Source organism: Brevibacillus sp. AG162 (assembly GCF_006715575.1).
Lineage (GTDB): Bacteria > Bacillota > Bacilli > Brevibacillales > Brevibacillaceae > Brevibacillus > Brevibacillus brevis.
Genome location: NZ_VFNO01000007.1, coordinates 267,513 through 291,796, shown reverse-complemented (window position 1 = coordinate 291,796; position 24,284 = coordinate 267,513). Strand labels below are relative to the sequence as shown.

At 46.5% G+C, this 24,284-nt stretch carries 33 protein-coding genes; 10 read left to right on the top strand and 23 right to left on the bottom strand.

The window, feature by feature from the left end:
- Nucleotides 1-81: 81 nt before the first annotated feature.
- Both FB479_RS30590 and FB479_RS21670 read right to left on the bottom strand, forming a co-directional pair.
- Nucleotides 82-234, bottom strand: coding sequence for a hypothetical protein (locus tag FB479_RS30590; protein WP_185746398.1), 153 nt, complete (start codon nucleotides 232-234; stop codon nucleotides 82-84).
- A 5-nt stretch (nucleotides 235-239) separates the two neighbouring features.
- Nucleotides 240-794, bottom strand: a complete 555-nt coding sequence (locus FB479_RS21670) for a stalk domain-containing protein (RefSeq protein WP_255438496.1) — start codon at nucleotides 792-794, stop codon at nucleotides 240-242.
- Here FB479_RS21670 and FB479_RS31290 point away from each other — a divergent pair.
- Nucleotides 793-1,008 (top strand): recombinase zinc ribbon domain-containing protein, encoded by a 216-nt coding sequence (locus tag FB479_RS31290; RefSeq protein ID WP_142066672.1) that lies wholly within the window; start codon nucleotides 793-795, stop codon nucleotides 1,006-1,008. The two genes, FB479_RS21670 and FB479_RS31290, sit on opposite strands and share 2 nt — an antisense overlap.
- Nucleotides 1,009-1,068: 60 nt before the next feature.
- Entirely contained in the window at nucleotides 1,069-1,464 is a 396-nt protein-coding gene (locus FB479_RS21660) for a hypothetical protein (RefSeq protein ID WP_142066664.1), read from the top strand.
- Nucleotides 1,465-1,498: 34 nt separating this feature from the next.
- On the opposite strand, the gene FB479_RS21655 is transcribed toward FB479_RS21660, so the two are convergent.
- Genes FB479_RS21655 through FB479_RS21640 form a run of 4 tightly spaced genes read right to left on the bottom strand, consistent with a single transcriptional unit; the run spans nucleotide 1,499 to nucleotide 4,531 of the window.
- Nucleotides 1,499-2,095 (bottom strand): sulfite oxidase-like oxidoreductase, encoded by a 597-nt coding sequence (locus FB479_RS21655; protein WP_142066663.1) that lies wholly within the window; start codon nucleotides 2,093-2,095, stop codon nucleotides 1,499-1,501.
- 36 nt (nucleotides 2,096-2,131) lie between these two features.
- Nucleotides 2,132-2,563 (bottom strand): CoA-binding protein, encoded by a 432-nt coding sequence (locus FB479_RS21650; RefSeq protein WP_142066662.1) that lies wholly within the window; start codon nucleotides 2,561-2,563, stop codon nucleotides 2,132-2,134.
- A gap of 47 nt (nucleotides 2,564-2,610) precedes the next feature.
- On the bottom strand, nucleotides 2,611-4,107 hold the full coding sequence (locus tag FB479_RS21645; protein WP_142066661.1) for a leucyl aminopeptidase: 1,497 nt from the start codon (nucleotides 4,105-4,107) through the stop codon (nucleotides 2,611-2,613).
- Nucleotides 4,108-4,156: 49 nt separating this feature from the next.
- Nucleotides 4,157-4,531, bottom strand: coding sequence for a DUF309 domain-containing protein (locus FB479_RS21640; RefSeq protein WP_017251328.1), 375 nt, complete (start codon nucleotides 4,529-4,531; stop codon nucleotides 4,157-4,159).
- Between the two features lie 153 nt (nucleotides 4,532-4,684).
- On the opposite strand from FB479_RS21640, the gene FB479_RS21635 reads away from it, so the two are divergent.
- Together FB479_RS21635 and FB479_RS21630 are read left to right on the top strand one after the other, a co-directional pair.
- The gene (locus tag FB479_RS21635) at nucleotides 4,685-5,161 is read left to right on the top strand and encodes a divergent PAP2 family protein (protein ID WP_106653611.1); all 477 of its coding nucleotides are present in this window, start codon (nucleotides 4,685-4,687) and stop codon (nucleotides 5,159-5,161) included.
- 12 nt (nucleotides 5,162-5,173) lie between these two features.
- The gene (locus FB479_RS21630; protein ID WP_142066660.1) at nucleotides 5,174-5,944 is read left to right on the top strand and encodes a cobalamin-binding protein; all 771 of its coding nucleotides are present in this window, start codon (nucleotides 5,174-5,176) and stop codon (nucleotides 5,942-5,944) included.
- Nucleotides 5,945-6,033: 89 nt separating this feature from the next.
- Here the strand turns inward: FB479_RS21630 and FB479_RS21625 are convergent, their stop codons facing one another.
- The 6 genes from FB479_RS21625 to FB479_RS21605 all read right to left on the bottom strand — a co-directional run bounded on the left by FB479_RS21625 (nucleotide 6,034) and on the right by FB479_RS21605 (nucleotide 9,616).
- Entirely contained in the window at nucleotides 6,034-6,669 is a 636-nt protein-coding gene (locus FB479_RS21625) for a 3D domain-containing protein (RefSeq protein ID WP_106653609.1), read from the bottom strand.
- Between the two features lie 160 nt (nucleotides 6,670-6,829).
- Nucleotides 6,830-7,090, bottom strand: a complete 261-nt coding sequence (locus FB479_RS21620) for a YuiB family protein (protein ID WP_106653608.1) — start codon at nucleotides 7,088-7,090, stop codon at nucleotides 6,830-6,832.
- 212 nt (nucleotides 7,091-7,302) lie between these two features.
- A complete protein-coding gene (locus FB479_RS30585) occupies nucleotides 7,303-7,446 on the bottom strand; it encodes a YuiA family protein (RefSeq protein WP_173616474.1) in 144 nt (47 codons plus the stop codon).
- 181 nt (nucleotides 7,447-7,627) lie between these two features.
- Nucleotides 7,628-8,104 (bottom strand): NUDIX domain-containing protein, encoded by a 477-nt coding sequence (locus FB479_RS21615; protein ID WP_106653607.1) that lies wholly within the window; start codon nucleotides 8,102-8,104, stop codon nucleotides 7,628-7,630.
- Between the two features lie 65 nt (nucleotides 8,105-8,169).
- Nucleotides 8,170-8,421: a hypothetical protein gene (locus tag FB479_RS21610; RefSeq protein WP_007716742.1), complete on the bottom strand. Its 252-nt coding sequence runs from the start codon at nucleotides 8,419-8,421 to the stop codon at nucleotides 8,170-8,172.
- A gap of 4 nt (nucleotides 8,422-8,425) precedes the next feature.
- The gene (locus tag FB479_RS21605) at nucleotides 8,426-9,616 is read right to left on the bottom strand and encodes an NAD(P)/FAD-dependent oxidoreductase (protein WP_106653606.1); all 1,191 of its coding nucleotides are present in this window, start codon (nucleotides 9,614-9,616) and stop codon (nucleotides 8,426-8,428) included.
- Between the two features lie 349 nt (nucleotides 9,617-9,965).
- Between FB479_RS21605 and FB479_RS21600 the strand changes: the two genes are divergently transcribed.
- Together FB479_RS21600 and FB479_RS21595 are read left to right on the top strand one after the other, a co-directional pair.
- Complete coding sequence (locus tag FB479_RS21600) at nucleotides 9,966-10,976, top strand: NAD(P)/FAD-dependent oxidoreductase (protein ID WP_106653605.1); 1,011 nt, start codon at nucleotides 9,966-9,968, stop codon at nucleotides 10,974-10,976.
- A 112-nt stretch (nucleotides 10,977-11,088) separates the two neighbouring features.
- Nucleotides 11,089-11,379 carry a hypothetical protein gene (locus FB479_RS21595; protein WP_106653604.1) on the top strand — a complete coding sequence of 97 codons (291 nt, stop codon included), beginning with the start codon at nucleotides 11,089-11,091 and terminating at the stop codon, nucleotides 11,377-11,379.
- Between the two features lie 30 nt (nucleotides 11,380-11,409).
- Here FB479_RS21595 and FB479_RS21590 read toward each other — a convergent pair whose 3' ends face one another.
- The 10 genes from FB479_RS21590 to FB479_RS21540 all read right to left on the bottom strand — a co-directional run bounded on the left by FB479_RS21590 (nucleotide 11,410) and on the right by FB479_RS21540 (nucleotide 19,678).
- Nucleotides 11,410-12,030 carry a hypothetical protein gene (locus FB479_RS21590; RefSeq protein ID WP_142066659.1) on the bottom strand — a complete coding sequence of 207 codons (621 nt, stop codon included), beginning with the start codon at nucleotides 12,028-12,030 and terminating at the stop codon, nucleotides 11,410-11,412.
- Between the two features lie 42 nt (nucleotides 12,031-12,072).
- Complete coding sequence (locus FB479_RS21585) at nucleotides 12,073-12,432, bottom strand: hypothetical protein (protein ID WP_142066658.1); 360 nt, start codon at nucleotides 12,430-12,432, stop codon at nucleotides 12,073-12,075.
- Nucleotides 12,433-12,599: 167 nt separating this feature from the next.
- Complete coding sequence (locus FB479_RS21580; RefSeq protein ID WP_106653602.1) at nucleotides 12,600-12,983, bottom strand: cupredoxin domain-containing protein; 384 nt, start codon at nucleotides 12,981-12,983, stop codon at nucleotides 12,600-12,602.
- 119 nt (nucleotides 12,984-13,102) lie between these two features.
- Complete coding sequence (locus tag FB479_RS21575) at nucleotides 13,103-13,897, bottom strand: metallophosphoesterase (protein ID WP_142066657.1); 795 nt, start codon at nucleotides 13,895-13,897, stop codon at nucleotides 13,103-13,105.
- A gap of 458 nt (nucleotides 13,898-14,355) precedes the next feature.
- On the bottom strand, nucleotides 14,356-15,846 hold the full coding sequence (locus tag FB479_RS21565; RefSeq protein WP_255438495.1) for a DUF4153 domain-containing protein: 1,491 nt from the start codon (nucleotides 15,844-15,846) through the stop codon (nucleotides 14,356-14,358).
- 109 nt (nucleotides 15,847-15,955) lie between these two features.
- Nucleotides 15,956-16,744: a hypothetical protein gene (locus FB479_RS21560; RefSeq protein WP_232030272.1), complete on the bottom strand. Its 789-nt coding sequence runs from the start codon at nucleotides 16,742-16,744 to the stop codon at nucleotides 15,956-15,958.
- Between the two features lie 100 nt (nucleotides 16,745-16,844).
- The gene (locus FB479_RS21555) at nucleotides 16,845-17,429 is read right to left on the bottom strand and encodes an RNA polymerase sigma factor (protein WP_106653598.1); all 585 of its coding nucleotides are present in this window, start codon (nucleotides 17,427-17,429) and stop codon (nucleotides 16,845-16,847) included.
- A gap of 130 nt (nucleotides 17,430-17,559) precedes the next feature.
- A complete protein-coding gene (locus FB479_RS21550; RefSeq protein ID WP_142066655.1) occupies nucleotides 17,560-18,786 on the bottom strand; it encodes a DUF5050 domain-containing protein in 1,227 nt (408 codons plus the stop codon).
- Between the two features lie 160 nt (nucleotides 18,787-18,946).
- Nucleotides 18,947-19,306, bottom strand: coding sequence for an iron-sulfur cluster insertion protein ErpA (gene erpA, locus FB479_RS21545; protein WP_007716763.1), 360 nt, complete (start codon nucleotides 19,304-19,306; stop codon nucleotides 18,947-18,949).
- Between the two features lie 150 nt (nucleotides 19,307-19,456).
- Nucleotides 19,457-19,678 carry an aspartyl-phosphate phosphatase Spo0E family protein gene (locus FB479_RS21540; RefSeq protein ID WP_056491752.1) on the bottom strand — a complete coding sequence of 74 codons (222 nt, stop codon included), beginning with the start codon at nucleotides 19,676-19,678 and terminating at the stop codon, nucleotides 19,457-19,459.
- Nucleotides 19,679-20,015: 337 nt separating this feature from the next.
- On the opposite strand from FB479_RS21540, the gene mqnE reads away from it, so the two are divergent.
- Nucleotides 20,016-21,119 (top strand): aminofutalosine synthase MqnE, encoded by a 1,104-nt coding sequence (gene mqnE / locus FB479_RS21535; protein WP_047072973.1) that lies wholly within the window; start codon nucleotides 20,016-20,018, stop codon nucleotides 21,117-21,119.
- Between the two features lie 104 nt (nucleotides 21,120-21,223).
- On the opposite strand, the gene FB479_RS21530 is transcribed toward mqnE, so the two are convergent.
- Nucleotides 21,224-21,487, bottom strand: coding sequence for a DUF1450 domain-containing protein (locus FB479_RS21530; protein ID WP_047072975.1), 264 nt, complete (start codon nucleotides 21,485-21,487; stop codon nucleotides 21,224-21,226).
- Nucleotides 21,488-21,660: 173 nt separating this feature from the next.
- Here FB479_RS21530 and FB479_RS21525 point away from each other — a divergent pair, with 173 nt between their 5' ends.
- The 3 genes from FB479_RS21525 to FB479_RS21515 all read left to right on the top strand — a co-directional run bounded on the left by FB479_RS21525 (nucleotide 21,661) and on the right by FB479_RS21515 (nucleotide 24,220).
- Nucleotides 21,661-22,728, top strand: a complete 1,068-nt coding sequence (locus tag FB479_RS21525; protein WP_047072977.1) for an NAD(P)/FAD-dependent oxidoreductase — start codon at nucleotides 21,661-21,663, stop codon at nucleotides 22,726-22,728.
- 78 nt (nucleotides 22,729-22,806) lie between these two features.
- Nucleotides 22,807-23,277 carry an NUDIX hydrolase gene (locus FB479_RS21520; RefSeq protein WP_106653596.1) on the top strand — a complete coding sequence of 157 codons (471 nt, stop codon included), beginning with the start codon at nucleotides 22,807-22,809 and terminating at the stop codon, nucleotides 23,275-23,277.
- 82 nt (nucleotides 23,278-23,359) lie between these two features.
- Nucleotides 23,360-24,220 carry an MBL fold metallo-hydrolase gene (locus FB479_RS21515; RefSeq protein ID WP_142066654.1) on the top strand — a complete coding sequence of 287 codons (861 nt, stop codon included), beginning with the start codon at nucleotides 23,360-23,362 and terminating at the stop codon, nucleotides 24,218-24,220.
- Nucleotides 24,221-24,284 lie beyond the last annotated feature (64 nt).

The window sequence follows — 24,284 nt, the reverse complement described above, 5'->3', positions numbered from 1 at the left end:
TTAATGCTACCTGCATTCGTGGATAACCATAGTATGGATGCTCCAAATGAATCGCCATCATATGCTTTTTCAGAATCTGATCTAACTCATTTCTTCCTGACGGCTTTCCTCAATTGCCTGCTGGATCGCCTTGGTTTGTTCATCTGACAGTAGCCCATAACCTGCTCCTGCAATTGCAAGAACGCCTCCAACGATCATCAAAACTCCCTGTTTCTTTTTGTTCGTCTTATCCACAATAGTCATCCTTTCAACATTACTGTATTTGTACTTCCGTCCCACTCAACCTGAAGACAAAGTGCGGCAGCCAGCTCACGAGCAGGAGCATAAGCCGATCCCTCTATGACCTTCTCGTTTAGGTCTTTGCCGTTAACGAGAACGTCCTTCGTCTGTTCAATCCACTCCACTTTTCCACCAGCAGTATTGGCTACCGCTCTGACAGGTAGCATAGACACGCCATCCTGTAGGAAACCAGTCACTGCTAACAGCGAGCCATTCAGGCTGATGGCAACCGGGACTTGCTGTGGTTTGTCCGCTTTGTCCACAGGCTTCTGTAAATACTGTGAATAATCCGACCGAAACTTGCCCATCGGAAATGCAGGGCAGTTTTTCCACGCATATCCGGGGTACTCCTGGTGACCAAGCACCTGCTTCATGGTTGGAATCTGTACCTGTAGGTGCTGGATCAGGCGATTCGCCGCATCGAGCTGTGCTGCGGTTGGTTGCTGTGTCCGGAAATCACCTACAAGGCAAATTCCTAGCGTATGACGGTTGCTATTGCCCACGTGGTAGGAAATTGTTTCTGGATCGTTACACCAGGAAAAAACTCACGTATGCTTCCCCTTTACAGGGCTACTGCGGTGTTCAAGATGTGGAAATACAATTAATGGTGGCGAAAAGAAACAAAAGCTCCAGAACTATCGTTTTTATCGTTGTCGTGGCAGATTCTCCCTTGGAGTATGTGATTTGCCAATTATTGCCGAGGATACAATTGAAAAGCTTGTATTATAAAAAGCAGATGTAATTGTTAGTGGATCATGGAAAAAAGATATCAATTTCTCAAGAGAGGACTTGGAGGTTGACACAATAGACAACAGCCAACTAGAAAATGAACTATCCGAAATACAGAAAAGAAAAAAGAAGTGGCAAATGGCATTCGCTAATGAGGCCATATCAATAGAAGATTTGGGCCAGCGGATGCAGGAAGAAAATGATCGTGAAACAGCAATTCGTAATCAATTAACCTCACAAGTAGCACCTGCTAAACCAATTGTTAAGTTAACAAATCAAGAAGTCATCGATATGGCACGTACTATGAAAGAAAACTGGGGCCATTTTGAACTCGAACACAAAAAACTTATTATGCATACTCTGTTTTCTGAAATAGTCATAGACTCATATGGTGAAGCCGTAGGTGGACCAGGACGACGAGTAGCTTGTGAAATTAAGTCCTTTAAAACAAATTAAGAGGCGGAGATTATCCGCCCCTTTCTATTTCTATTTAATCCCAAGCGAAACGTTGTTCAAGCCACGGGTCGCCATACATATTATACCCGTTCTTCTCCCAAAACCCTTGTTTGTCTTTCTCCATAAACTCAATCCCACGTACCCACTTGGCGCTTTTCCAGAAGTAGAGATGCGGGATGACAAAGCGCAGCGGCCAGCCGTGCTCAGGGGTCAAATCCTCGCCATTATGTTTCGTAGCGAACAGATTACCGTTTTTCATGAAGTCGACAAGCGGAATGTTCACCGTCCATCCGTGCTCAGCGTGCAGCATGACGTACTTCGCTTCCGGCTTCACCTTTACCAGCTTCAGAACTTCCTCCACCGGAATGCCTTCCCATTCATTGTCCAGCTTGCTCCACCCTGTAACGCAGTGAATATCATTGGTCGTGCCGCCTTTTGGCAGAGCCATCATTTGCTCATAGGTCAATGCAACTTCCTCTTCGACGAGACCGAAAAGACGAAAGCTCCACTCGGTGGACAGGTCTGTATATTCAGGAACCTCCCCGTAGTGCAGGACAGGAAAACCTGTCGTCTGCTTCTGATTAGGGGGAATACGGTCGCGTTTGGTGTCTGCTGATGGATTGATAAACATGTTGGTTCCACTCCCCTCGCTGATCAGTGTTCTCGATTATTTTCCAACCCGCAAAAGGGCGTGATCTACCTTGATGCACATGTCCTGCACAACCTCGATGCCTTGATCTGCAACCAGTTTAGCCGCTTCTTCATTGGCAATGCCTTGTTGCATCCAGAACACTTTTGGCTTGTTCTTCATTTTCAATGCATCCTCTGCAACAGGCATCATGTCTTCGCTTCGGCGGAACACATCGACGATGTCGACTGGTTGATCGATCTCAGACAGACTGGCAAGCACTTTTTCACCCAAAACCGTTTCACCCGCGATGACAGGATTGACCGGGATGATCTTGTAGCCCACGTTCTGCATAGCTTGCGATACCATATAGCTGGTGCGGTCCGGCTTGTTGGACAGACCCACTACTGCGATCGTTTTTGCATCCTCCAGCAGTTGACGACGTGCTTCGTTGCTTGGATTTTGTGCCATGTGAAAACACTCCTCTTTTATATTGAAATGAGATATGGAACTACCTCTTATTCACTACGGCTGGAAACAAACTCAACAATCGTGCGCGTCATTGCTCCGGTACCGCCAACTGGTTGCATGTCGCCAGCACTTGCTGTGTATGCCGTACCCGCGATGTCCAGATGTACCCAAGGTGTGTCGCCAACGAATTCTTGCAGGAAAACACCACCGATGATGCCGTGGCCATAACGTCCACCCGAGTTTTTCAAATCGGCAAAGCGGCTCTTGTTCAGGCTGCGATACTCCTCAAAGGTAGGGAGCTGCCACAAACGCTCGCCTGCGACATCTGCTGCATTCATTAGCTCATCCATCAGTGCTTTGTCGTTGGTCATCGCACCGGAGCAGAAATGACCGAGCGCGACCACGATACCACCTGTCAAGGTAGCGGCATCCACCAGGCAAGACACACCTTGCTCTTTTGCATAGGTGATGCAATCAGCCAGGACGAGGCGACCTTCTGCGTCTGTCGTAATAATCTCCACCGTTTTGCCGCTCATGGTCGTGATGACATCGCCTGGACGGAATGCTGTTCCGGATGGCATGTTTTCCACGGTACCGACGACAGCGAGTACGTTTACTTTCGGTTTGATTTGCCCCAGTGCCTCCAATGCGCCGATCATCGCAGCCGCTCCACCCATGTCCGACTTCATGTCTTCCATGCCAGCTACTGGCTTGATGGAAATCCCACCTGTATCAAACGTCACGCCTTTCCCGATCAAGCCGATGACATCGTCCCACGTGTCTCTTCCTTGATATTTGACTACCACGACATAAGGCTCAAGCTCGCTGCCTTTCGCTACAGAGAGTACTCCGCCCATCCCCAGCTCTTCCAGCTTCGCTTTTTCCATTACTTCCACAGTCATGCCATAGCGCTCTGCTACCTCGACCATCGCATCCTTCAATGCGCGTGGAGTCAAGTAGTTAGCTGGTTCATTGACGAGCGTGCGTGCCAGATTCGTCCCGGATACGAGCGCCGAACCACGTGCAACACCTGCCTGTACCAACGAAGCATCGGCATCTGCTGACAAAATTTGCACCGTCGCAATTGGGTCAAACTCACGCTTTGCCTTTTGACGGTAGCCCTCGTAGTTGTATTCGGCAAGTCCAAAGGCTTCCGTTACTGCCTGCGCCAGACGGTCAGCACTCAGATGCTCTGTTGTTGGCAAATCAACAACCACTGTTTTGCCGTTGCCTTTTCCCACAACTGTTTTGGCTGCACGTCCCCATGCATTTCGGGCTGTGACGAAATCAAATTTGCCTGGTTCACCCATCCCGACGATCAACAGTTTTTTCGCAGCTACGCTGTTCATTCCGTGGACAACCGTAATTTCCTTCGCCTCACCGGTAATTTCCTTGTCCTGCTGCAAGCCACTCAGACTGCCTCCAAAAGCTTCGTCCAATTCCGGGTATACTTGAGAAATCTCCTCACCCTTCCATAGTGGGACAATCAGTTCATCACACGCGATATTCACAAGCTGTATGCGTTTTTCTACTGCTACTTTCATATACTCTTCCCTCTTTCTGTGTGGTAGGATACTATATGGGCACATTTGTTTAACATGATGTGTCGACATATAAGCGCAAGGGTGGAAACGTCATGGCTTTTGCCTCTGTATAAGAAATGACATCCTTTTCCGGCAACAATTTCTCGCATTCATCTATGTAACGAAGAACTCTTGTTACGTCCAGTCCCCAATGAACTGGCTGGTAACGGGTCAAATACTTTCGTGCATTGCCTAACATCCAGCGAGCACCTTTTATATTGCCGTACTCTTGGTGATACAGTCCGACTGACAATTGCAGCAATCCTTGCAAAAACTTGTCTGACTTATCTTCCATCCAGATGTCTTCCAACAGATCGTGGCATTCGTAGTATTCTCCATCATTGAATTTTTCAATGAACTGTAAATACTGCTCGGGATACCCCATGGATGCATGCCTCCGTTTCGAACCTTCCGTCTTCATGGTAACACAGATTGGCAGTGACTTTACATCCAAACAAAAACTTCACGGATTAAGACAACGCCCTTCTGTTACAATAATCCTAGAGATAAGCGCACAGTAGAAAGGAATGGATTTTCCGTGGCGGATTTTTTTGAAAACTTCCCCTTATGGGCAGCACTGCTAGCCATAGGGATCGCCCAATTTGTTAAAATTCCCCTCCATTTTTTTGCAACGAAAACGTGGCAATGGTCACTGCTCATGAGTACAGGCGGTATGCCCAGCTCTCACTCTTCTGCCGTGACAGCACTATCCACAGCCGTGGGACTGCGCGAGGGCTTTGGCAGCAACATGTTCGCTATTTCCGCCATTCTCGGTGTAATCGTGATGTTTGATGCCGCAGGTGTCCGCCGCCATGCCGGTATGCAAGCCGTTGTCTTAAATAAGCTGGTCGATGAATTCAACCACCTGCTAGAAGGAATGAAATCGTTAAAAGTACGCCCTAACCAGGAAAAAGCGAAAAAACTGAAAGAACTGCTCGGTCATCAACCCATCGAGGTATTGATCGGCGGTTGGTTAGGCGTGATGATTGCGTTATTGCTCCATCCGTTTTTTTAAAGGAGGGCTCCCATGCGCATTGTTTCCATCTGCCCCAGCAATACCGAAATCCTGTATTATTTAGGCTTGCATGAGCATGTCGTCGGTTTGGATGATCACTCTGACTGGCCGCTGGAGTGGCAGCATCTCCCCCGAGTTGGGCCCGATTTAACAATTGATATGGACCTGGTCGCTGCCCTCCAACCGGATCTGGTCGTAGCGTCGCTCTCTGTTCCTGGCATGGAGAAAAATATAGAAGCTCTGCGCGACAGAGACATTCCTCATATCGTCCTGAACCCTTCCCGAATCGGGGAAATTGCTCATGACATCCGACTCGTCGGTGAGGCGACAGGAACACAGAGGCAAGCCGAGCAGCTTGCGGTCCAATTTGACGAAACCATTGAAAGCATCCGACAAAAAGCAGCGAAGTACGTTCAACGCCCGAAGCTGTACTGGGAATGGTGGCCGAATCCCATCTACACACCTGGTCAGGAAAATTGGCTGACCGATGTAAGTGAGATTGCGGGTGCCACCAATATTTTTGCAGACTATCCTGTCGCGAACGTCAAGGCCACGCGGGAAATGGTCATGGAACGCAATCCGGATCATATTTGCATCGTCTGGTGCGGAATTGAACTGAAGCGAATCAAGCCTGACATGATTACAAGCCGACCAGAATGGGTGAACATGACTGCGATTCGAAACAATCAGGTCCACTTGTTGGAAGAAGGCCTCTATTGCCGCCCTTCTCCTCGCATTTTGGAAGGACTGGAGAAGCTGGTTGATTTGATTCATACAAAATGACACAAAAAACGTTCAAAGCCTGTGCCTTGAACGTTTTTTCTTTTTTCTTTCATGCCACCGATGTGGCATCCATTCGTTTTCGTTAGTTGCTATTCAGTTTGTTGTTTGCCGCTGACGGGTTCCGCCATCGCTGCGATTCCTTTTTCGTTCAAGCTATTCAGAAAAGCTTCCGTTACTTTGCCTTCGCCTTTTTTTACGATATACACGTCCACTGATTTTTTCCCCCATTGCGAGAATACGTCCTGCTTAGTCTCGAAATACAGGTCAATCTTATGGCCGCGAATCGCTCCACCCTTGTCAGCTACGACGCCATATCCATAACCGGGAATGTACAAAATAGTCCCCAGCGGGAAAACGCGCAGATCAGCTGCAATCGTGGAATAGTCGTCTCTACGTACTTTTACCCCTGAATATGTAATGCCATAGGACGGGTGAGATGGATTTTTGCCCGTCGACTCGTATCCGGCATAGTAGCCTGTCGCTACTACACGTACTTTTGGATATTGATCGTGAAATACATCCGCTTTATCAATCACTTGAGTAAGAGAACTGGCAGATACCGTCCGTTTTTTGACGACATGTTGCCCCTCTTTCGTTTCCTTGATTCCAAAAGTGGATGAGACACCGTGGTCTCCCACAACATTATAGCTGTATCCATCGCTTGCGAAGGCCGTCAAGACCAGGATGAACAGCGCGACGATACTTACGAACTGCTTCCCATTCATTTCTTGTTAAACCTCCTCTCGTTTCTAGTCATGTCCCGACGAGGAGGAAAGTATACACAAATTTTGGTTGATTACAGAAATATTCAGTCAGTTGCACGTTTTTCCAATAAAATGCCAAAAGAAAAACAGGCCTGAAACAAAGGCCTGCTTGTACTTGTTGTTAAAACATCCGATATCCTTTTTTGCGAAGCGTTTGAATGGTCCAGCCACTCGCTACTGTACCTGCCATGCCGCAGCCCAGAATGAGCGCATCCCAAATTCCCGGAACGATTTGTTGATAGACAAGTGCACCTACAACTACACCGACGCCGATCACAACAGGAAACCATGTCGTTTTCAAAATCATGTTTAAAATAAACCCAATGCCAAACCCTAGCACGGAGAACAGAACAATGGATACCATAAATTGCATCAAGTTCATCGACGAAAAAGACCTCCTGCCACCTTGTCCACCTTTTGCCACTTCTTTATGCAAATACAGGAAAGACGGGCTATTTTCGGTATTAAGTGTAGCAAAAAGGCGAGGGATCGGTCAATAAGAGAAGCCTATTGTATGTGTATGCATGCATGCCTGACAGAAAAAACCGCCGATGCATTCGCTTCGACGGTTTTCTATGCGAGGTTCCCTAATCATTATTGATGAGAAGAAACAGCTTCCTTCTGAGCTTCCTGTGTACCTGCTCCATCACAGTTAGGGCAATTCTCCGAGCCCCCCAGGAGCAGTTGGAAATACCCTTGGCCATGGCAGTACGGGCACTGTTCTTGTTTTTGTCTCATGTTGAGCTCCCCTTTCGGCATACATGCGCGAGAATTAATTGCATGTATTTTCAGATTATTTTGATGTATCTAACTATATCAGAAACTTCCCTTGGTTCACAATGTATTTCATCGCGAAAAATCAATAAAAAAACCGCAATGTAAGCGGAAACATTGCAGTTTATCTAGCTTATTCGCAGGATTACTTAAAGATTTTATAGGAAGTGTATTGAAAAACGGGGTCGATATCAAACGATTGACCTGTCATTCCCTGCTCCCGCCTGATATAGTCCGGCAATATGATTTTCAAATATGTCGAAGACAACGGGTCATGAAGCAACTCTTGTATCGGCATAAATCTCGCCTCCGCGATCTCACCTTCCTGTGGACGCGGTTCTCCCCCTATGTAATCCATCCAAAAAACGACCATATTGTCGCTAATGGACTCTCGGATGACTCCTGAACGGATTCCCGCTACTTGTCGTACGACTGCCTCGACACCCGTTTCTTCCAGTACCTCACGCACTGCTGCTTCATCTACAGTCTCACCCTCCTGCACGAATCCCGCAGGAAACGACCATTGCCCTTTTAATCCGCTGTACGTTTTTTTGACAACCAATGCTTCTTGCCCGCGAATGACGATCCCGCAGGCGCCTAGCCAAACCTTCCCTTCGCGCATCCAGCTCGCTCCTTCCATGTCCTAGCTAAACGAAACCCCCGGCTCTTCTTCGCCGGGGGTACCTATCAATCATCCTCGTCATCCAGCAGCCCATTATCAATCATGTATCGCAGATTTTCCCGATCCCTTTCGCGGCCCTTTTCTTTGAGCCGTTCGATGGCAGGCAGGATGAGAATATCTACTTCACGCTGTACATGCCATGCTAAATCGTGTCGCCCCTGTTCCTCCAGGTAAAGGCCCACTTCCATCATAGCGTTGTACCGATCCATCTCTTCGCGGACCATGAGCCCCCGGACTTGAATGCTCGCGTGACGCATCGTTTTACAACTTTACTTTCTTCAAGGCGAGACCGACGCCGCCGATTTTGTACAAGTAGCGCAGGTCGCTCGCTTTTTTCATCATGGCTGCTGTGCTGCCGAACAGCTTTTTCGAACCAACTTGCCCGATCCCCTCGCCTTTTCCAAGAGAGGCCAGTGTTCCTTGCAGATGCGGGATGAATTTTTGAGGCAGATCGCCACGGATTAAGGCAGCCAGATTCTCCCCCAGCGTCTCGCCTTCCTGTACCGCGATTTGCGCAGTTGGCGGGTACGGACGTCCTTCTTCGTTGAAAATCAAGGCACAATCTCCTACGACAAAAACATTCTCATGACCAGGCGCGCGCAAGTATTCATCTACCTTGACCCGACCGCGCATGACTTCGAAGCCTGCTTTTTCCACGATGCTGTTGCCGCGGACACCTGCTGCCCAGATAACCGTCTTCGATTTGATTTCTTCCCCGGTAGCCAACAGCACTCCATCCGGGGTGCACTGCTTGATCGGTGTTCCAATCTTGAACTCGATGCCTTTTCTCTCCAATACATCGATTGCATATTGGATCAGTTCAGGATCAAAGCCAGGCAATGCAGTTGGTGCTGCCTCAATGCAGTAGACTTTCACCAGCTCTGGATCGACATCAAATTCTCGGCACAGCTCTGGCAGACGATCGCCGAGCTCTCCACAAAACTCAATGCCTGTAAAGCCAGCTCCACCCACAACAAATGTGAGGTAGTCCGTACGATCCGGCTCATTTTTAAATTTGGAGAACATGTACTCAATGTGCTCACGAATATTGCGGACCGCATTGATGCTGCGAATGCTAAAGGCATGCTCCTTGAGTCCCTCAATTCCGAACGTTTCTGGCTCGCTGCCCAATCCGATGACGAGATAGTCATACGACAGCACCTCGCCACTTTCGAGCGTGACGGTCTGCTCCTCTGGCTGAATGGCTTGCACCGTTCCTTTGACAAAGTTGACTTTGTCCTTGTTCAAAATGCCATCCAGACTAACGCGGGCGTGATCCGCTGGTGCTGTACCTGCAGCCGGCTCATGCAGCCAGGTCGTGATGTAGTGATAGTTGTGCTTGTTGACCAAGGTGATTTCTGCCTCATTGTAGTTGAGCTTTTTCTGAAGCTGCAACGTTGTGAGCAAACCACCGTATCCAGCGCCAAGAATCAGGATTTTGGGTGTACCCATCAGTATCCCTTCCAATCATATATGATGTCATTATTCATGGTAACGTAAGGAAGATTGTGCGATTTTTCACGTGGTCTGGTACAAATTAAGATGCCCCATTTCATGATCCGTGTAGTATCGGAATTATTGCCCTGTGATGCCATCCGAACCACTCTGTGAAAAAATGCACAAAGTCAGACAAAGAAAAATGTGACAATTTCTTTACAGTCATCCTCATCTTATCGGCTACCGATTGGATTTGCAAGGTTTTTTTGCCTATCATCTTTCGAATTTTCTCTCCTGTTTTTCCACTTGTATGGGTTATAATGGTTGAGGAGTTCGCTTACGATTAATTCGGAGGTGCTTTGGATTGAATTTTCTGCAAAAGGACGAGCAAATCTACGACATTACGATCATTGGTGGAGGCCCTGCCGGGTTATTTACCGCTTTTTACGGCGGGATGAGGCAGGCCAGTGTAAAAATCATTGAGAGCATGCCCCAGCTAGGCGGGCAGTTATCCGCTCTTTATCCGGAGAAGTACATATATGATGTAGCCGGATTTCCAAAGGTTTTAGCACAAGATTTGATCAATAATCTGAAAGATCAGATTTCACGCTTTCAGCAAACCGTTTGCCTGGAAGAGAAAGTGGAAAATGTCGTAAAAAAAGTAGACGATGTGTTTGAAATCACAACGGACAAAGGCACTCACTACTCCAAATCCGTAATCATCACTGCTGGGGTAGGAGCGTTCGAACCTCGCAGGCTGGAACATCCAGATGCCGTCAAATATGAAAAATCCAATCTGCACTATTTTGTTACCGATCTGAACTCCTTCAAGGGACAGCGCGTAGCTGTTATTGGCGGCGGTGATTCCGCTCTGGACTGGTCCCTCATGCTAGAACCTATCGCAAAAGAAGTACACCTCATCCATCGCAGAGATAAGTTCCGCGCACATGAGCACAGCGTAGAAATGCTCATGTCCTCCAAAGTAAACGTCACGACACCTTACGAAATTGCAGCTTTGCACGGCGAGGAACGCATCGAAAAACTCACGCTATCACATTGCACGACAAAAGAAGAAATCGATCTGGAAGTCGATGCAGTCATTGTCAACTTCGGCTTCATCTCCTCTCTCGGTCCGATCAAGAACTGGGGGCTGGAGCTCGAAAAAGGCTCCATCGTGGTCGATACCCGCATGGAATCAAACATTCCAGGCATTTTCGCAGCAGGCGATATCGCAACCTACCCCGGTAAGGTCAAGCTGATCGCTGTCGGATTTGGTGAGGCCCCTACCGCTGTAAACAACGCGGTTTCCTACTTTAATCCGGATGCCAAATTGCAGCCTGGTCATTCTTCCAGCATGGACAACTTCAAATCGTAAAAATGTTTCGTCCCTGTTGTTGCCTCCTATGGCTGCCACAGGGATTTTTTATTCCTTTGCATAACCGCTTTTGTTCGCGCGCAAAGTAGGAGGAGCGAGGAGGCGATACGCTTTGATTCATCTCTGTCCAGTTTGCAATGGCTTTACTGCCCTCCAACAAGCGTGCACAACGTGCGGTCAAGCTCTGCAAGACGCAGGCCGTCTATATGACTTTTATGGCGACTACAGTCCTTACCGGGAGATAGACGATTCCAAGATGGACAATGGTTACATGGATCGTACGCGCCACCAATGCATCCATACAGGCTGGTGTCCCTCCTGCCAAACCGAAGAGAGGGTCTTCCTGGATGAATGGACCCCTGCTATGCTTGTAACCGATATGGAAAAGGACGCGTACCAGTAAGTCGGTCACGTCCTTTTTTTGTTCGAAGCGTTATTTTTTCTTCATAGCCAGCTTTTCCGCCATGCGAGAATTGTTTGCTTGCATTTGTTCCAGCATTTGTTGGAGTGACTCCTTGATCTTGGCAGTATCGCCAGATTCAATCGCAGAGTCAAAAGCTTCGTGTGTTTTTTTCATTTGCTCGATCCGAGCTTTTCGGACGTCACGATCTTCTTTTGGCCCCATGTTTTTGTCTTTCCATTCCTTGAGCTGCTTTTCCATCTGTTCGTTGGTTATTTGGCCCTTTTTAACTTGTTCATTCAGCTTGTTGATCAGTTGCTTTCGTTCTTCCCGCTTCGCCTGCCACTTCGGGTCGTCACTCAGCGCTTCGAACTCACTCATTAAACGATCGCGTTCTTTAAACGCTGCTTGCCATTTCTCTATGCTATCCGGTGCATATTTTTCCGCTAGCAAGAGCATGTACATTTTTTGATGAACGCCTCTGTTTGAGCTATGCCGCACCTTCACGAGCTTCTCTCCATGCTCATCATGGCTGTGAGTCGGCTTGATCACCTGGGCAACTGTTGCAGATACATCTTGGGCCAACGCGACACCTGGCATGGCGAGCCCCATTACCAGCGCTGTTGTCATCATTCCTTGCTTCCACATCTTCATACTATTCACTCCTTCTGGTAGAAATCGTTTATGATTGATCCGTTAAAAAGGACGCAGCTCTTCTTTATCCAGCCCCAATAGCTTTACGAGACCCATTTGCTTCAGATCGCTTTTCGTCTTTTCGGTGCCATACTGATAAATAAGCTGGTAGATGGCTCGCAGGTTGTCATCGTATTCGTCGTTGTCCCGATCCGGCATGTCAGACCATAGCGTATGTCCATGCATCCACATCATGAAATCCCCATGGACACAGTTATTGAACAAATCTCGCATCATGCCTACTTGGACATCGGTCGCTTCGATCTCAAAATCGTACGTGGCCGAACCTTTTTCATCGCGGATTTCTGCCACTGTCGTTCCTGCTTGCAAGGTCACGTAGTAGTGTTTCTTATCCAGTGTCACTCATCTCCTTTTTGGATCGCATCACCGACTTGAAAACTTTTCCTCCTTACCATGTGCAAAAATCGCGAAAACATGTATATAACAAGCAAAAAAGCCCTCCATCATGGGAGGACTTATGCTTGGTGACTTCTCACCTGTATGTCACGATCGATCTTCTTTGAATCGAATTATTTCACGACTAATTTTGCTACCATTTTGGCATGATCTGGTCCACAAATCACGTTGCAAAAGATGGTGTACTCGCCAGCTGTATCGATTTTCATCGTTTTGCTGCCATCTTTTTGGAGGTCTACATCCAGTCCTTGGATGCCAATTCCATGATAGCCTTCTGTCGACTTGAAGTTGATCGTGAATTCTTCGCCAGCTTTTACTTCATAGGTTTCTTGATTGAATTTCCAGTTGCTAGCTTCTATATTCACTTGTGTGCCAGTAGTCGCTGCAGGAGCCGCTGCATCCGTGCTAGCAGCTTGATCCTTGTCTCCGCCGCATGCTGTAATCAACATTGCAGACAATGCAACTGAAGAAACCAATAGACCCCACTTCTTGTTCACAATGACCCCTTCTTTCTTCTTTTTCTACACTTCCATCTTACTCGATGAAATCAATCCAAAATCTGGCATGCTGTGAACGAACAGTGACGAATTAGAGAACGATTATTGAACATGAGCGTTCATGATTGATTGATCGCATATACCGTGATCTCTGGAAAGCAATTCAACCGGATTGGCAGTCTGGAAGTACCTAGTCCGCGACTGATGCCAAATATGCCAACCGAGTGATCCTCTTTTTGCCCTACATGAAAATGCTTGTAGGCACCAACCGTCCGATTGAACAAGCGAACTTGTCCACCGTGGGTATGTCCGGTCAAGAGAAGGTCAGCTTTCAAACCCTCGTTGTGAATCAACGAGATAACGCTGGGAGAGTGAGCTAAAAAGATGGTCAAGCCCGCCTGCTGGATCTCTTGTTCCGGACGCCGTTCATTGCCGTATATCGAATTATCGAAGCCGTATATCCAAATGCGACTGGCGTCCTTTTTTATCACGGTACTCTCGTTTTCCAACACTGTCATCACCTGTTGCCAGGCCTTTTTTTGGGAACGGTAGACCGCATCGGAATAGACCTTTTTGTGAAATCTTCCTGCTTCTCTCTCGTAATTACCTGGAACGAAGAATATCCCATCCTCGCTCTTTATTTTCGCAAGCTCATTCAACACACGCATCAACTGCCCGCTGTGCTGTGTCAAATCTCCCGTCACCATCACCAAATCCGGATCGTGAACATTCACCAGTTTGTGCAGCTCTCCATTCCAATACCGTTTTCGTCCATGAGGATCGGAAAGATGAACCAATGTAAGTGGGGGTACAGAAGGGATCGTCAGCTTCACTGTCGTTGTTTTGACATAAGTCGTATGGTAGGCGAGAAAGATTATTCCCACCAGGATACTTAAAATAATTGATGTCATCATTTTCGGAACAATCCTCCCTTTTCCCCTTCTTATGGTTTAGAGGAGTGGATCAGTGATGATTTTAAGGAACGCTCAAGGTATTCTTACATTTTTCTCGTTTGTCATTCTTTTCACCTTTTTCATCCAGCCTTTTCCTGCGTCGGCCTGTAGTTGTGCCAGACCTCCTGACCCTTTAACAGCAAAGGATCTGTCTGCTGCTGTATTTACAGGCAAGGTGCTAGGAGCTAAATGAGCTAGAAACCAACATCTGTACACGAACAGCCCTAAAAGCAGACACAGGGGAAGACTTGCAAGCATTGGGGTCTGGTACAGTGCCTGTCCGTTCAGCAAATCCCGATTGGAATGATTATTTTTCCACAGGGATTGTCATCATCATAGCAGGAGGAATCTTGTTCTATCTCTTTTTGCTCCAACCAAAACGGAGACGATAGATTACCTCGTCTCCGCCCTTACTATTTTCATGGAAAATAAGCTTTTGCCCGATACTCCGAGAGATTAAAAGACTGCCAGCTATCGTCCTCATACAAAATCTCTTTCCGCTCCTGCAGCATCTCCATAAACCTCTCTTCTACCTTTTTGTTACGTACAAGCTCCATAACCACTGGTATCGCGTCATAAGACAGCTCGCTCAAATACTCGATATCGATGTTTCCGGTCGAATGGTAACGCTGTATATTGTTTTTGGCAATGATGACGTCCATATTGATGTAGTTCAGAAAGACGTAACTCACTAGTGTCACAATCGCATAATACTTGATCAAAGAGAAACCATCTCGCCAAATTTTCAAAAGAGCAATGATAAACAACACAAACAGGAATATCATGAAAGCGTGAGCTAACAGCCTCGTATGCGTATACCCGTAAGCATCCTCATACAGCGAGAGGCGGAAATAGGCGGACACGAGCATGAAACCCGTACAAATCGTCAGCATACTCAGCAAAACTTGAATAATCCGGTAGAGCATTGGTTTTGCCCGTGATGCAAAGTGCATCGTGCATAGGAGAATCAAGAAATTAATAACAGTGACCGTCACCAGCTCATTGAAGCCATTTCTAGCATATTCGGCGTACGTCAATTCATCTGGTAAAATCCGCTTCGCCCCGCTGAACAAATACGATATTTGAATATATGTAAATGCTGTGTACACGATGTTGATGATCGCCAAAATCGTTACAAGGATTACCCCGTCCCAGACGATCTTCTTGTCATCTTCGGGCACAGGCAATTCCGCTACTTCTTCTCGTTTCCCGAAAAGAGAATACATGTAAGCAAACACAAGGATTGTAATGAGCCCGATTAGCATCATTCGGAAGATTGCTTCAAGTGAATCGACATCAATCACCCTTCGCGGTATTTGACCCAGAAAATGGCCAAACACACTATCCGCATTCGAGAGCAAGGAGAGTACAATCACCAGAAGAGGCACCGAGATGCCGATTCCGATAAAAACCTTCTTCATCACCCCATACTTCTCCTGGTCCAACCTGTCCTTAATCCGTTCCTTTGTCAGCCTAAATGGCAGGCGCGTATACTTTGGGGTGTAAAGGAGCAATGTCTCCATCATCTCCATGAAAAAGCCTGCTTCGTACCATTTCGCTTGATGACGCTTGGTGATCAGGATCGTTTGGATCACGAATAATAATGGAATTAGTAACAGGTTGAACAGATGAAAATGCGGATTGGAAAATAGAAAAAAGGTAAAGGCCAATAGCAAAATCGGAAGTGTCCATGTCCAGTCGAGTACTTGCTTTCGAGAAAAGCGTAAATGAATGCGTTGCCTAGCCTGCCAAATAAAAAGACCGTACAAGCCGATTACGAACAATAGATAAGAGATGCCCAATCCTTTCCCGTAAAACATCAAGTCAAACAGTAAGCCGATCCCAAATGCCCCCAGCAATAGCCACTGTAAGCCTTTTTGTTCTTGCGCAACATCAGCCAATCTCTTCACTCCTTACTCATGCTTTTGCCCTAAAAAGTTAAGAGCAGACTCCAATAAGGAGCTGCTCTTGTAATTACGTACATATATGGATAAATGTTACATTTTCGATTAGGTGTATCTACTTTAAATTTTCGGTAATCATCAGTAAATCTTTTTTCGTCAGAGCAGGATTCATGGCAACCACTTCGATGAGTCTATTCTTGTCCTCTTGATAAACCTGTACCTTTTTTTCTTCTTTTCCGTCCAATAACTTCTTGGCCACATACATTCCCTCGTATTTTTGCACTTTTACTTTTTCTACGATTCCATCCTGTCCTGCATCTTCCTCGATCCATTTCATACCTTCAAAGTTCGTGATGGCAATGTAGACGTCCCCTTCCGTCTCTGCCCCTTCACTCCCTTTGTACAACGTATATACTCTATCAAAATTTGGCTTAGGAGATACTTTTCTCACAACGATTTGCTTCTTCTCCTTCTCTGCCTCCTTGTACATTTCTTCGAATAACTCTGGTTGGCTATAATCAAATGTATAGTTTACATGCCCTTTTACAAATTTGTAGCCACCCGTGAGCTCATTTGGTACCTCATAAAAGCTCCCCACTTCTTTCTGAAGCGGTGGTGTGGATTCATGAATAACAGGATTATAGGTAAAGGAGACAAGTTTATCCGGATTGTCCGGTCCAGGCATATAGATTGCTGCGCCTTCTCCTGGCTTTAGCGAATTTCTTGCATCTTCAAAGGTTTTTATTTCCGCACTACTTTGCGGTTGTGGCATTTCAGTCTGCTGTACTTTTACAACTGCTTCCCCTTTCTCATTCTTCAATTCGTATACCTTCATGGCTGCATAAGCGGATGTTCCTCCAAACACAAGAATAGCCGCGACAAGTAATCCCAACCTTTTTTTCATCTGTTTTCCCTCCGACATATTTTTTCGTTCCCTGATTTTTTGAAGGACCTGATTCTTGACATCGAAATCATCGGCGGCTGCTAGTAACTGCTGTTTCCAATCATCGGGTTGCTGAGATCGAGTCATGTCTATCACCGCCTTCACTCACGAGCATGTAAGATTTACATTTTTTCAATGCTCGCTCATACTGTTTTCGCAGCGTAGCTGGCTTCGTATCAAACAACAAGGCCAGCTCGTCGTAGCTGCGTTCTTCCACCACACGCAAGATCAGGAGATTCCGCTCCTTTACGGATAGCTTTGATATCGCTACATGAAGAGGGTTGTTCAAGTACTCGGTATCTTCAATCTTCTTTTCTCCCTCATGGCGACTGAAGGTCTGAATCCCCGCTCGCAAAAAAGTGACCACGCGATTCAGCTTCGCCCTGTTCAACAGGTTCAGGCAATGATGATACGCGATCTTATACATCCATGCCGAAAAAGAAACGGTGTGACGATAGCTATCCAACTGCTCGAATGCTTTCAAGAAAACCTCCTGGACAGCATCCTCCGCTTCCTGTCGATGCCCCAGCATGTGGTAGCAGTATACGAACAACGGCTTTTGCATCGCATCGATGATCAAACCAAATTGGTCGATATCCCCCGCTCTGACCTCCTTTAGCACTTGCTCCATTTCGTTATGATCCAAGCCCTCTCACCTCCGATTCGCACGTATAACAAATAAAGGCGTCATTTTGTGACACGATTTGAAAATTTTTCTTTCATTAAGGAAAATCCGCACAAAAAAATCCATACCTTCGTATGGATTTCAAGTGTTATTACCATTTCACCTTATATAGCTCCTTGTTCTTTTTCATGTAGAGGACATATTGTTTCGCTACGTTAATCTCTACAATGGCATCTTTCTCGAAATCGACGATTTTTTCTTTTTCGTCCGAATCGATCTCTGCACGGTACAACGCATTGTCATGAGTACTATAGTAGATGCTTCCATCCACTACTTCTACGATATATCCGTTGAGAGCTTTCATCTCCTTTAAGATCTTTCCATCCTTGGTCATGAGGACATGTTTAAAATTGCTATCCCGAAAAGAGATCGCATCAGTATAGACACCAATCGGGCTCTGGTTTATATATATTTTTGTGTCATCATCGGTCAGTTTTGTTTCGTCCGTTCCGTCCAGCCTCATTTTATATAGTCCCTGATCCACACTGTCGTGAAAATAATACCAATCATCTGATACGGTTGCGAAATCTACGTTTTCTCGTACTATCTCTTTCTTGTCAGATTTTCGTTTTGACTTGTACAATACGAATTTGTTATCACTTGTATACGCCGTAAAGTGTATATAGCCATCTACAACGGATAGGGACGTAATTTTTTTCCCTGCAAACTCGAGTGCTTCTGGCGTATTCCGTCCATGTTTGATCGTGTAAAGCGTGCTTTTGAATATCCCTCCAAGCTCTCTTGGATCCGTGACACGCAAGTAATAAATCCCATCCTCATCCTGATGAATTTCACCCGTTAAATGATTGGCCTTGCTTATTTTCAGCGCTTCCTGTTTTCCCAATCTATCCTTGTAGATTGTTCCTCTCGAATGGTTGCCATTCTCAGGAACATAGTAGTAAATCCACTTCGAGTTGATACGGATACTGCCATCAACCAATGCCTCTATCTCTTGTCCATCTTCATCTTCCATGAACAGACTTAACTTAATAGTATATTTCCCTGGCTCCTCAGGGATAAATGTTCCCGTAACCTCATATTTTTTGCTTTTTTCTTTTATTATCACTTCGTCCATCTCAAGCTCTTCGTCGGGGCCTTCGATACTGAATCTCGCTTCTTCTTTTATCTCCCCTCTCTTGGCAATCGTTGCTGTTATCGTGACCTTCTGACCAACTTCTACTTGCCCACGGGGAGAGAACGCAAGACTACCTCCCACTACCGCTTTTGACTCGGGAGCCCCATGAATCGTCGGAGGGACTGCACCATATAAAAAAATAAGCGAAAAAAAGATCGTCAAAATCCGTCTTATCGTCTGCATGCTGAAGACATCCTACCTTCCTTTTGTATGTACATTCCATTTATTTCTAACTATATGAAGAGAACCATATTTTGTAAAACACTTTGTCCTTTTCAATAAAAAAACCTCTTGCATTCGTGTCAGTTATCTGCACGAATACAAGAGGTCTCTGTATGCAATTTTAGTCGTCACATTTCTCCGCTTTGCCTTCAGCGAGTGCCGTCTTAAACGAAGATCCACAGCCGCAGGAAGCGACTGCATTGGGATTCTCGATGGAGAAGCCTCCGCCCATCATCGATTCCTTGAAATCGATCTCTGTACCTTTAATGTATGGATAGCTGTCCTTATCGACAACAATTTTCACACCGTTTTGCTCGAAGGTCTCGTCGCCTTCCTTCATCTCTTCGTCCCAGCCCATCCCGTAGGTAAAGCCGCTGCAACCACCTGTTCTGACACCTACCCGCAAAAACACATCGGGCTTGCCTTCTGCTGCCAGCATTTCTTTTACTTTCAGACTGGCGCGCTCTGTCAATGTAATCATGCTTCTTTCCCTCCTTCACAGGCTCATCATTCCTGCACTTGTTATAACCATTGTATTCAGTTTACAAAGAAACGCTTCTTCTCACAAGGTTCCCCTGCACTTTACGCGCTCATTCTCTCTTTCCAAATAAAAAAGAAGGGTTTCCCCTTCCTATGCAAAGTGTGCATTGTTTTCCATTAAATAAAATCTATACGCTTTCTTCCGGTTCTCTGCCTTAGACAGACTATGATCGATCTGGTTCAGTTCGTTGTGTAGTTGATCAATTTGTATACTGTATTCTAGGACATCTGGATGATCTAACCCAAACTCTAACCCCATATTTACCATACGCTGTCGAAGGAGTTCGATTTTCTCGAGCAAAACGTCCCGCATTTGAAGCTCCTCCTAGTGAATAGATCAGGCTTTCTTACTATATTTTACAAGAACAGCTAGAATTTCGCAAACAAAAATTCCTTTATTTCCGAAAATATACCAAAAATACGACGGTAATTGTTATGTTTTTACATTCATGACTTCCTACAAGAGAGTTGGTGAACTTATGATATTGTTCGTACTTACCAAGAGGTTTATAATATAGGTGCTCTTGTTGCCCGAGATTTACTCTATTCCTAAGAGCCTTTCCACTCCCATGGAACGAATATCGATTGGGTATGACTGGATTAAAGCTCTTTCATCTAAGAACCATTGACTTTGAAAGGACGTGTTTGGAATGGCGCTTGAAACGATTGCCATACAAGACAAATCTCTCGCCGGAATCGCAGAAAAAGTTATGCATGGCGAAAGACTTACCTTGGAAGACGGTGTCACCCTTTTTAATTCCAACGATCTTTTGACGATTGGACAATTGGCTAACGTTGTTAACTATCGCAAGAATCAGGATAACGTTTACTTTTTGCAAAATCTGTACATCAACCCAACCAACGTGTGTGAAGCTCATTGCAAATTCTGTGGCTTCCGCCGCGATGAAGGGGATGAGGGTGCCTACACGATGAGCATGGAAGAGTTGCTTCATTATGTAGAAACTCGCTTCCATCCGGGTATCCGCGAATTCCATATCGTTGGCGGACATAACCAGCACAAGCCATTCGAATACTACCTCGACACCCTTCGTACCTTGAGAAAGGCGTACCCGGATGTGACGATTAAATCGTACACAGGTGCAGAGATTGAGTTCTTCTCCCGCATTTCCGGTCTATCCATCCGCGAGGTTTTGCAAGAGCTGATGAAAGCTGGTCTCCAAAGCCTTACTGGCGGTGGCGCCGAGATTTTGACTGAGCGCTATCGTATGAAAATGAGCCCGGAAAAAGCAAGCACAGATATGTACCTGCAAGTACACCGCACCGCTCATGAGCTGGGCTTGAAAACACATACCACCATGCTGTACGGCTCCATCGAGACATTGGAAGAGCGAGTGATCCATATGCTCCGCCTGCGCGAGCTGCAAGATGACACAAACGGCTTCATGGTGTTCATTCCATTGGCTGTTCAACCGATCAAAGCAACAGCTGGCATCAAGCGCCGCAACTCTGCGATTGATGATTTGAAAACAATGGCGATCAGCCGTCTGATGCTCGATAACTTCCAGCATATCAAAGCATACTTCATCAACATCGGTACCCAGCTCACACAGCTTTCTCTGCAAATGGGAATTTCCGATGCTCACGGAACCTTGATCGAGGAGCGCATCAGTCACTCAGCCGGTGCACTTACCCAACAAGCTCTGACTGTAGATGAGTTGGTTTGGTTGATCAAAGGCGCAGGAAAACGCGCACTGGAACGCGATACCTTCTACAACGTGATCAAAGAACATTAATCCATAAAAAAAGCTGATGCTCCCTATCACGTGGGCATCAGCTTTACTATTTTGGTACGTGCGCGGTTGATCATGCTCCCCAATGAACATCCTAAGAGAACAACTTACAGAGGAAAATCTGCATCCAGCAGCTCTTCTTCCTCCCGTAATTTATTCTTGATTTTCACCAGTAATTCATCGGCTGTTGGCGCTTGTACCAAAGTACCGTTTACGAGCGCGAATGGCTCCATGTAGCATTCACCGCAATACCCCAGACAGCCGTACTCGAGTACGTCCACATCCAGATCGGGATCATTTTCCAATGCATCCACGACGGATTGCGTATAGGAGGAAACATTGCTCGCGCAAAATTCTACTAGTGGTTTCATCTATTGTCACCTACCGATTATTTCGACATCATCACGTACTATATTGTACCGCGACTTTGATAAAAATCCAGCGAAGAAAACGGGAAAAAGATTCTGCTTGCATTTTTAGTGAAAGAGACTAAAAATAGAGTGGGTGCTGTAAAAAACGGACAGAAGAAAGGACTAGACCTTCTATGAAACGACTTGTGATCCTTGGAGGAGGATACGGGGGTCTTCGTATTATTGAGCGAGTCCTGTCCCCTGATTTACCAGATGACGTGTTTATAACCCTCGTAGACCGTATGCCGTTTCATGGCTTGAAAACAGAGTATTACGCTCTGGCGGCAGGTACTACACCGGAATCTCACCTGCGTGTTACTTTTCCAAACGATCCACGCCTGACCGTCAAATACGGTGAAATTGCTGGCGTGGAATTGGACGAGCAGGTCGTCAATTTTGCTAACGGGGACACCCTCTCCTACGATTGGCTTGTAATCGGATTGGGTTGTGAGGATCGTTACCATGATATCCCTGGTGCTGATCAATTTACATGTTCGATTCAAACCATGGGAGCTACTCGCAACACATACATGGCAATCAATAATGTGAACCCATACGGCACGGTTAGCGTTGTGGGCGGTGGTCTTTCCGGGGTGGAAATGGCTGCTGAGCTGCGCGAGAGCCGTCCCGACCTGAATGTACGCATCATCGACCGCGGTCAAAGCATTTTGAGCCCATTCCCGAAAAAACTTCAGGAATATGCATCTCAATGGTTCATTGAGCACGATGTACAGCTTGTTTCCATGGCAAATGTCACTGGCATCGAGCAAGGGATCGTGTACAACCACAACCAGCCTGTTGAAAGTGATGTTATCGTATGGACAGCAGGTATTCAAGCGAACAAAATCGTGCGCTCTCTGCCGATCGAAACAGACAACATCGGACGCGCCAAACTAAATCAGTATCATCAAATCCCATCCCATACGAACGTGTATGTCGTAGGTGACTGTGCAAGCACGATCATCGCGCCGAGCGCACAAACCGCTGAGATCCAAGGCGATCAAATTGCCCTGATGTTGAAAAAAGACATCAAAGGCGAGGAGTATCCAGCTTCATTGCCTGCTCTCAAGCACAAAGGCTTCCTCGGTTCCCTCGGCAAAAAGGAAGGCTTTGCCAGCATGGGGAAAATGTCTCTGGTCGGTCAGATGGCTCGTGTCATCAAGAGCGGTCAGCTATGGATGTACAAAAAGCATATGGGATAGTGCACAAGCCTGTTGACCGGATGGTCTAACAGGTTTTCTTTTTGTATAATCCAAGAATAGAAAGGGTGATTTTTCCAAATGAATGATTATATTCAAACGATGCGCCGCCTGATCGGGCAAGAACGGCTGATAACCGTAGGCTGCGGCGCGATCATCGAGGACGAGCTTGGACGTATTTTGCTACAGCGGCGTAAAGACCAGAACAACTGGTGTCTGCCTGGAGGTCTCATGGAAATCGGGGAAACCTTTATAGAAACTCTCTTTCGTGAAGTAGAAGAAGAAACCAATCTGATCATTGAAGCGCCAGAGCTGTTTGGAATATACTCCGGCCCATCGGGTTGCAGAGAATACCCGAACGGCGACAAGGTGTTCAGCGTGCAAATCATCTTTCGAGTAACCTCGTATCATGGGGATCTAAAGCAGGAAGGTCCTGAGAGCTCTGAACATGCGTTTTTTACAAGGGACAGCCTTCCACAAACTCTCAATCCCGGACAAGCGGCATTTATATTAGATTGGGCGGAAGGACTTGCGGGACCTATCGTCAAATAATTCGAAAAACATCAGGATGATAATCTCCAAGCTGAATCGGCATAATATCGTAGACCGAAAAAACCAGCTTGGAGGTTTTTTAGTGGAGCCAAACACTTATGAGGATATGAAAGATACGCTAGCTGACAATTACATGCCGATGACGTCCTTTCGAAGTGGAGTCGAAGAGACAGTCAGACCAGATGTAGAGTGCTACACCGTTCAAATTGTGAACATCGCGCTGGTCGGGGATTCAAAATCATGGGTTCTGGTTGATGCAGGGATGCCACAATCGGCGGAACAAATCATCGAGATTGCCCGGGAGCGCTTTGGTGAGGAAGCCAAGCCGAGAGCCATCATGCTCACTCACGGTCATTTCGATCATGTCGGGGCAGTCGTCGAGCTCGTAAAAGCGTGGAAGGTTCCCGTCTATGCCCATGCGCTTGAAATCCCTTATTTGACCGGACAACAATACTATCCAGAGCCAGATGCAACTGTTGAGGGCGGGCTGCTTGCGAAGCTGTCGCCGTTGTTTCCAAATGAACCAATCGATTTGGGCAGCCATGTTCATCCATTGCCCGAAGACGGGAGTGTTCCCGGAATGCCTGGATGGCGCTGGATACATACACCTGGACATTCGCCCGGGCACATTTCCTTCTTTCGTGATGAAGACAGGACTCTCCTCGCAGGGGACGCTTTTGTTACGGTGAAGCAGGACTCGTTGTACCAAGTCGTGACCCAGCAAAAACAATTGACCGGTCCTCCTGTTTATTTGACAACCGATTGGCAGGCAGCTCGGCAATCCGTCGAAAAGCTGGCAGCTCTCGCCCCTGCGTATGCAATCACTGGTCACGGTCCACCTATGTATGGTCAGGAGTTGGCCGATGGTTTAGTCCAATTGGCTGCGGAGTTTGATCGGGTAGCTGTCCCCAAGTATGGACGTTATGTGGAGATGGAGATGTAGACTGATAAAAAGCTGACGTCGGGATCGTATGACGTCAGTTTTTTTGGTTGGTGATGGTTATTTA

Coding starts and splice junctions, on each gene's coding strand:
- FB479_RS21655 (WP_142066663.1), bottom strand. CDS start 2,095: ATGTTTATCAATCCATCAGCAGACACCAAACGCGACCGTATTCCCCCT.
- FB479_RS21650 (WP_142066662.1), bottom strand. CDS start 2,563: ATGGCACAAAATCCAAGCAACGAAGCACGTCGTCAACTGCTGGAGGAT.
- FB479_RS21645 (WP_142066661.1), bottom strand. CDS start 4,107: ATGAAAGTAGCAGTAGAAAAACGCATACAGCTTGTGAATATCGCGTGT.
- FB479_RS21640 (WP_017251328.1), bottom strand. CDS start 4,531: ATGGGGTATCCCGAGCAGTATTTACAGTTCATTGAAAAATTCAATGAT.
- FB479_RS21630 (WP_142066660.1), top strand. CDS start 5,174: ATGCGCATTGTTTCCATCTGCCCCAGCAATACCGAAATCCTGTATTAT.
- FB479_RS21625 (WP_106653609.1), bottom strand. CDS start 6,669: ATGAATGGGAAGCAGTTCGTAAGTATCGTCGCGCTGTTCATCCTGGTC.
- FB479_RS21620 (WP_106653608.1), bottom strand. CDS start 7,090: ATGAACTTGATGCAATTTATGGTATCCATTGTTCTGTTCTCCGTGCTA.
- FB479_RS30585 (WP_173616474.1), bottom strand. CDS start 7,446: ATGAGACAAAAACAAGAACAGTGCCCGTACTGCCATGGCCAAGGGTAT.
- FB479_RS21615 (WP_106653607.1), bottom strand. CDS start 8,104: ATGCGCGAAGGGAAGGTTTGGCTAGGCGCCTGCGGGATCGTCATTCGC.
- FB479_RS21610 (WP_007716742.1), bottom strand. CDS start 8,421: ATGCGTCACGCGAGCATTCAAGTCCGGGGGCTCATGGTCCGCGAAGAG.
- FB479_RS21605 (WP_106653606.1), bottom strand. CDS start 9,616: ATGGGTACACCCAAAATCCTGATTCTTGGCGCTGGATACGGTGGTTTG.
- FB479_RS21590 (WP_142066659.1), bottom strand. CDS start 12,030: ATGAAGATGTGGAAGCAAGGAATGATGACAACAGCGCTGGTAATGGGG.
- FB479_RS21575 (WP_142066657.1), bottom strand. CDS start 13,897: ATGATGACATCAATTATTTTAAGTATCCTGGTGGGAATAATCTTTCTC.
- FB479_RS21560 (WP_232030272.1), bottom strand. CDS start 16,744: ATGAAAAAAAGGTTGGGATTACTTGTCGCGGCTATTCTTGTGTTTGGA.
- FB479_RS21550 (WP_142066655.1), bottom strand. CDS start 18,786: ATGCAGACGATAAGACGGATTTTGACGATCTTTTTTTCGCTTATTTTT.
- erpA (WP_007716763.1), bottom strand. CDS start 19,306: ATGATTACATTGACAGAGCGCGCCAGTCTGAAAGTAAAAGAAATGCTG.
- FB479_RS21540 (WP_056491752.1), bottom strand. CDS start 19,678: ATGCGGGACGTTTTGCTCGAGAAAATCGAACTCCTTCGACAGCGTATG.
- mqnE (WP_047072973.1), top strand. CDS start 20,016: ATGGCGCTTGAAACGATTGCCATACAAGACAAATCTCTCGCCGGAATC.
- FB479_RS21530 (WP_047072975.1), bottom strand. CDS start 21,487: ATGAAACCACTAGTAGAATTTTGCGCGAGCAATGTTTCCTCCTATACG.
- FB479_RS21525 (WP_047072977.1), top strand. CDS start 21,661: ATGAAACGACTTGTGATCCTTGGAGGAGGATACGGGGGTCTTCGTATT.
- FB479_RS21520 (WP_106653596.1), top strand. CDS start 22,807: ATGAATGATTATATTCAAACGATGCGCCGCCTGATCGGGCAAGAACGG.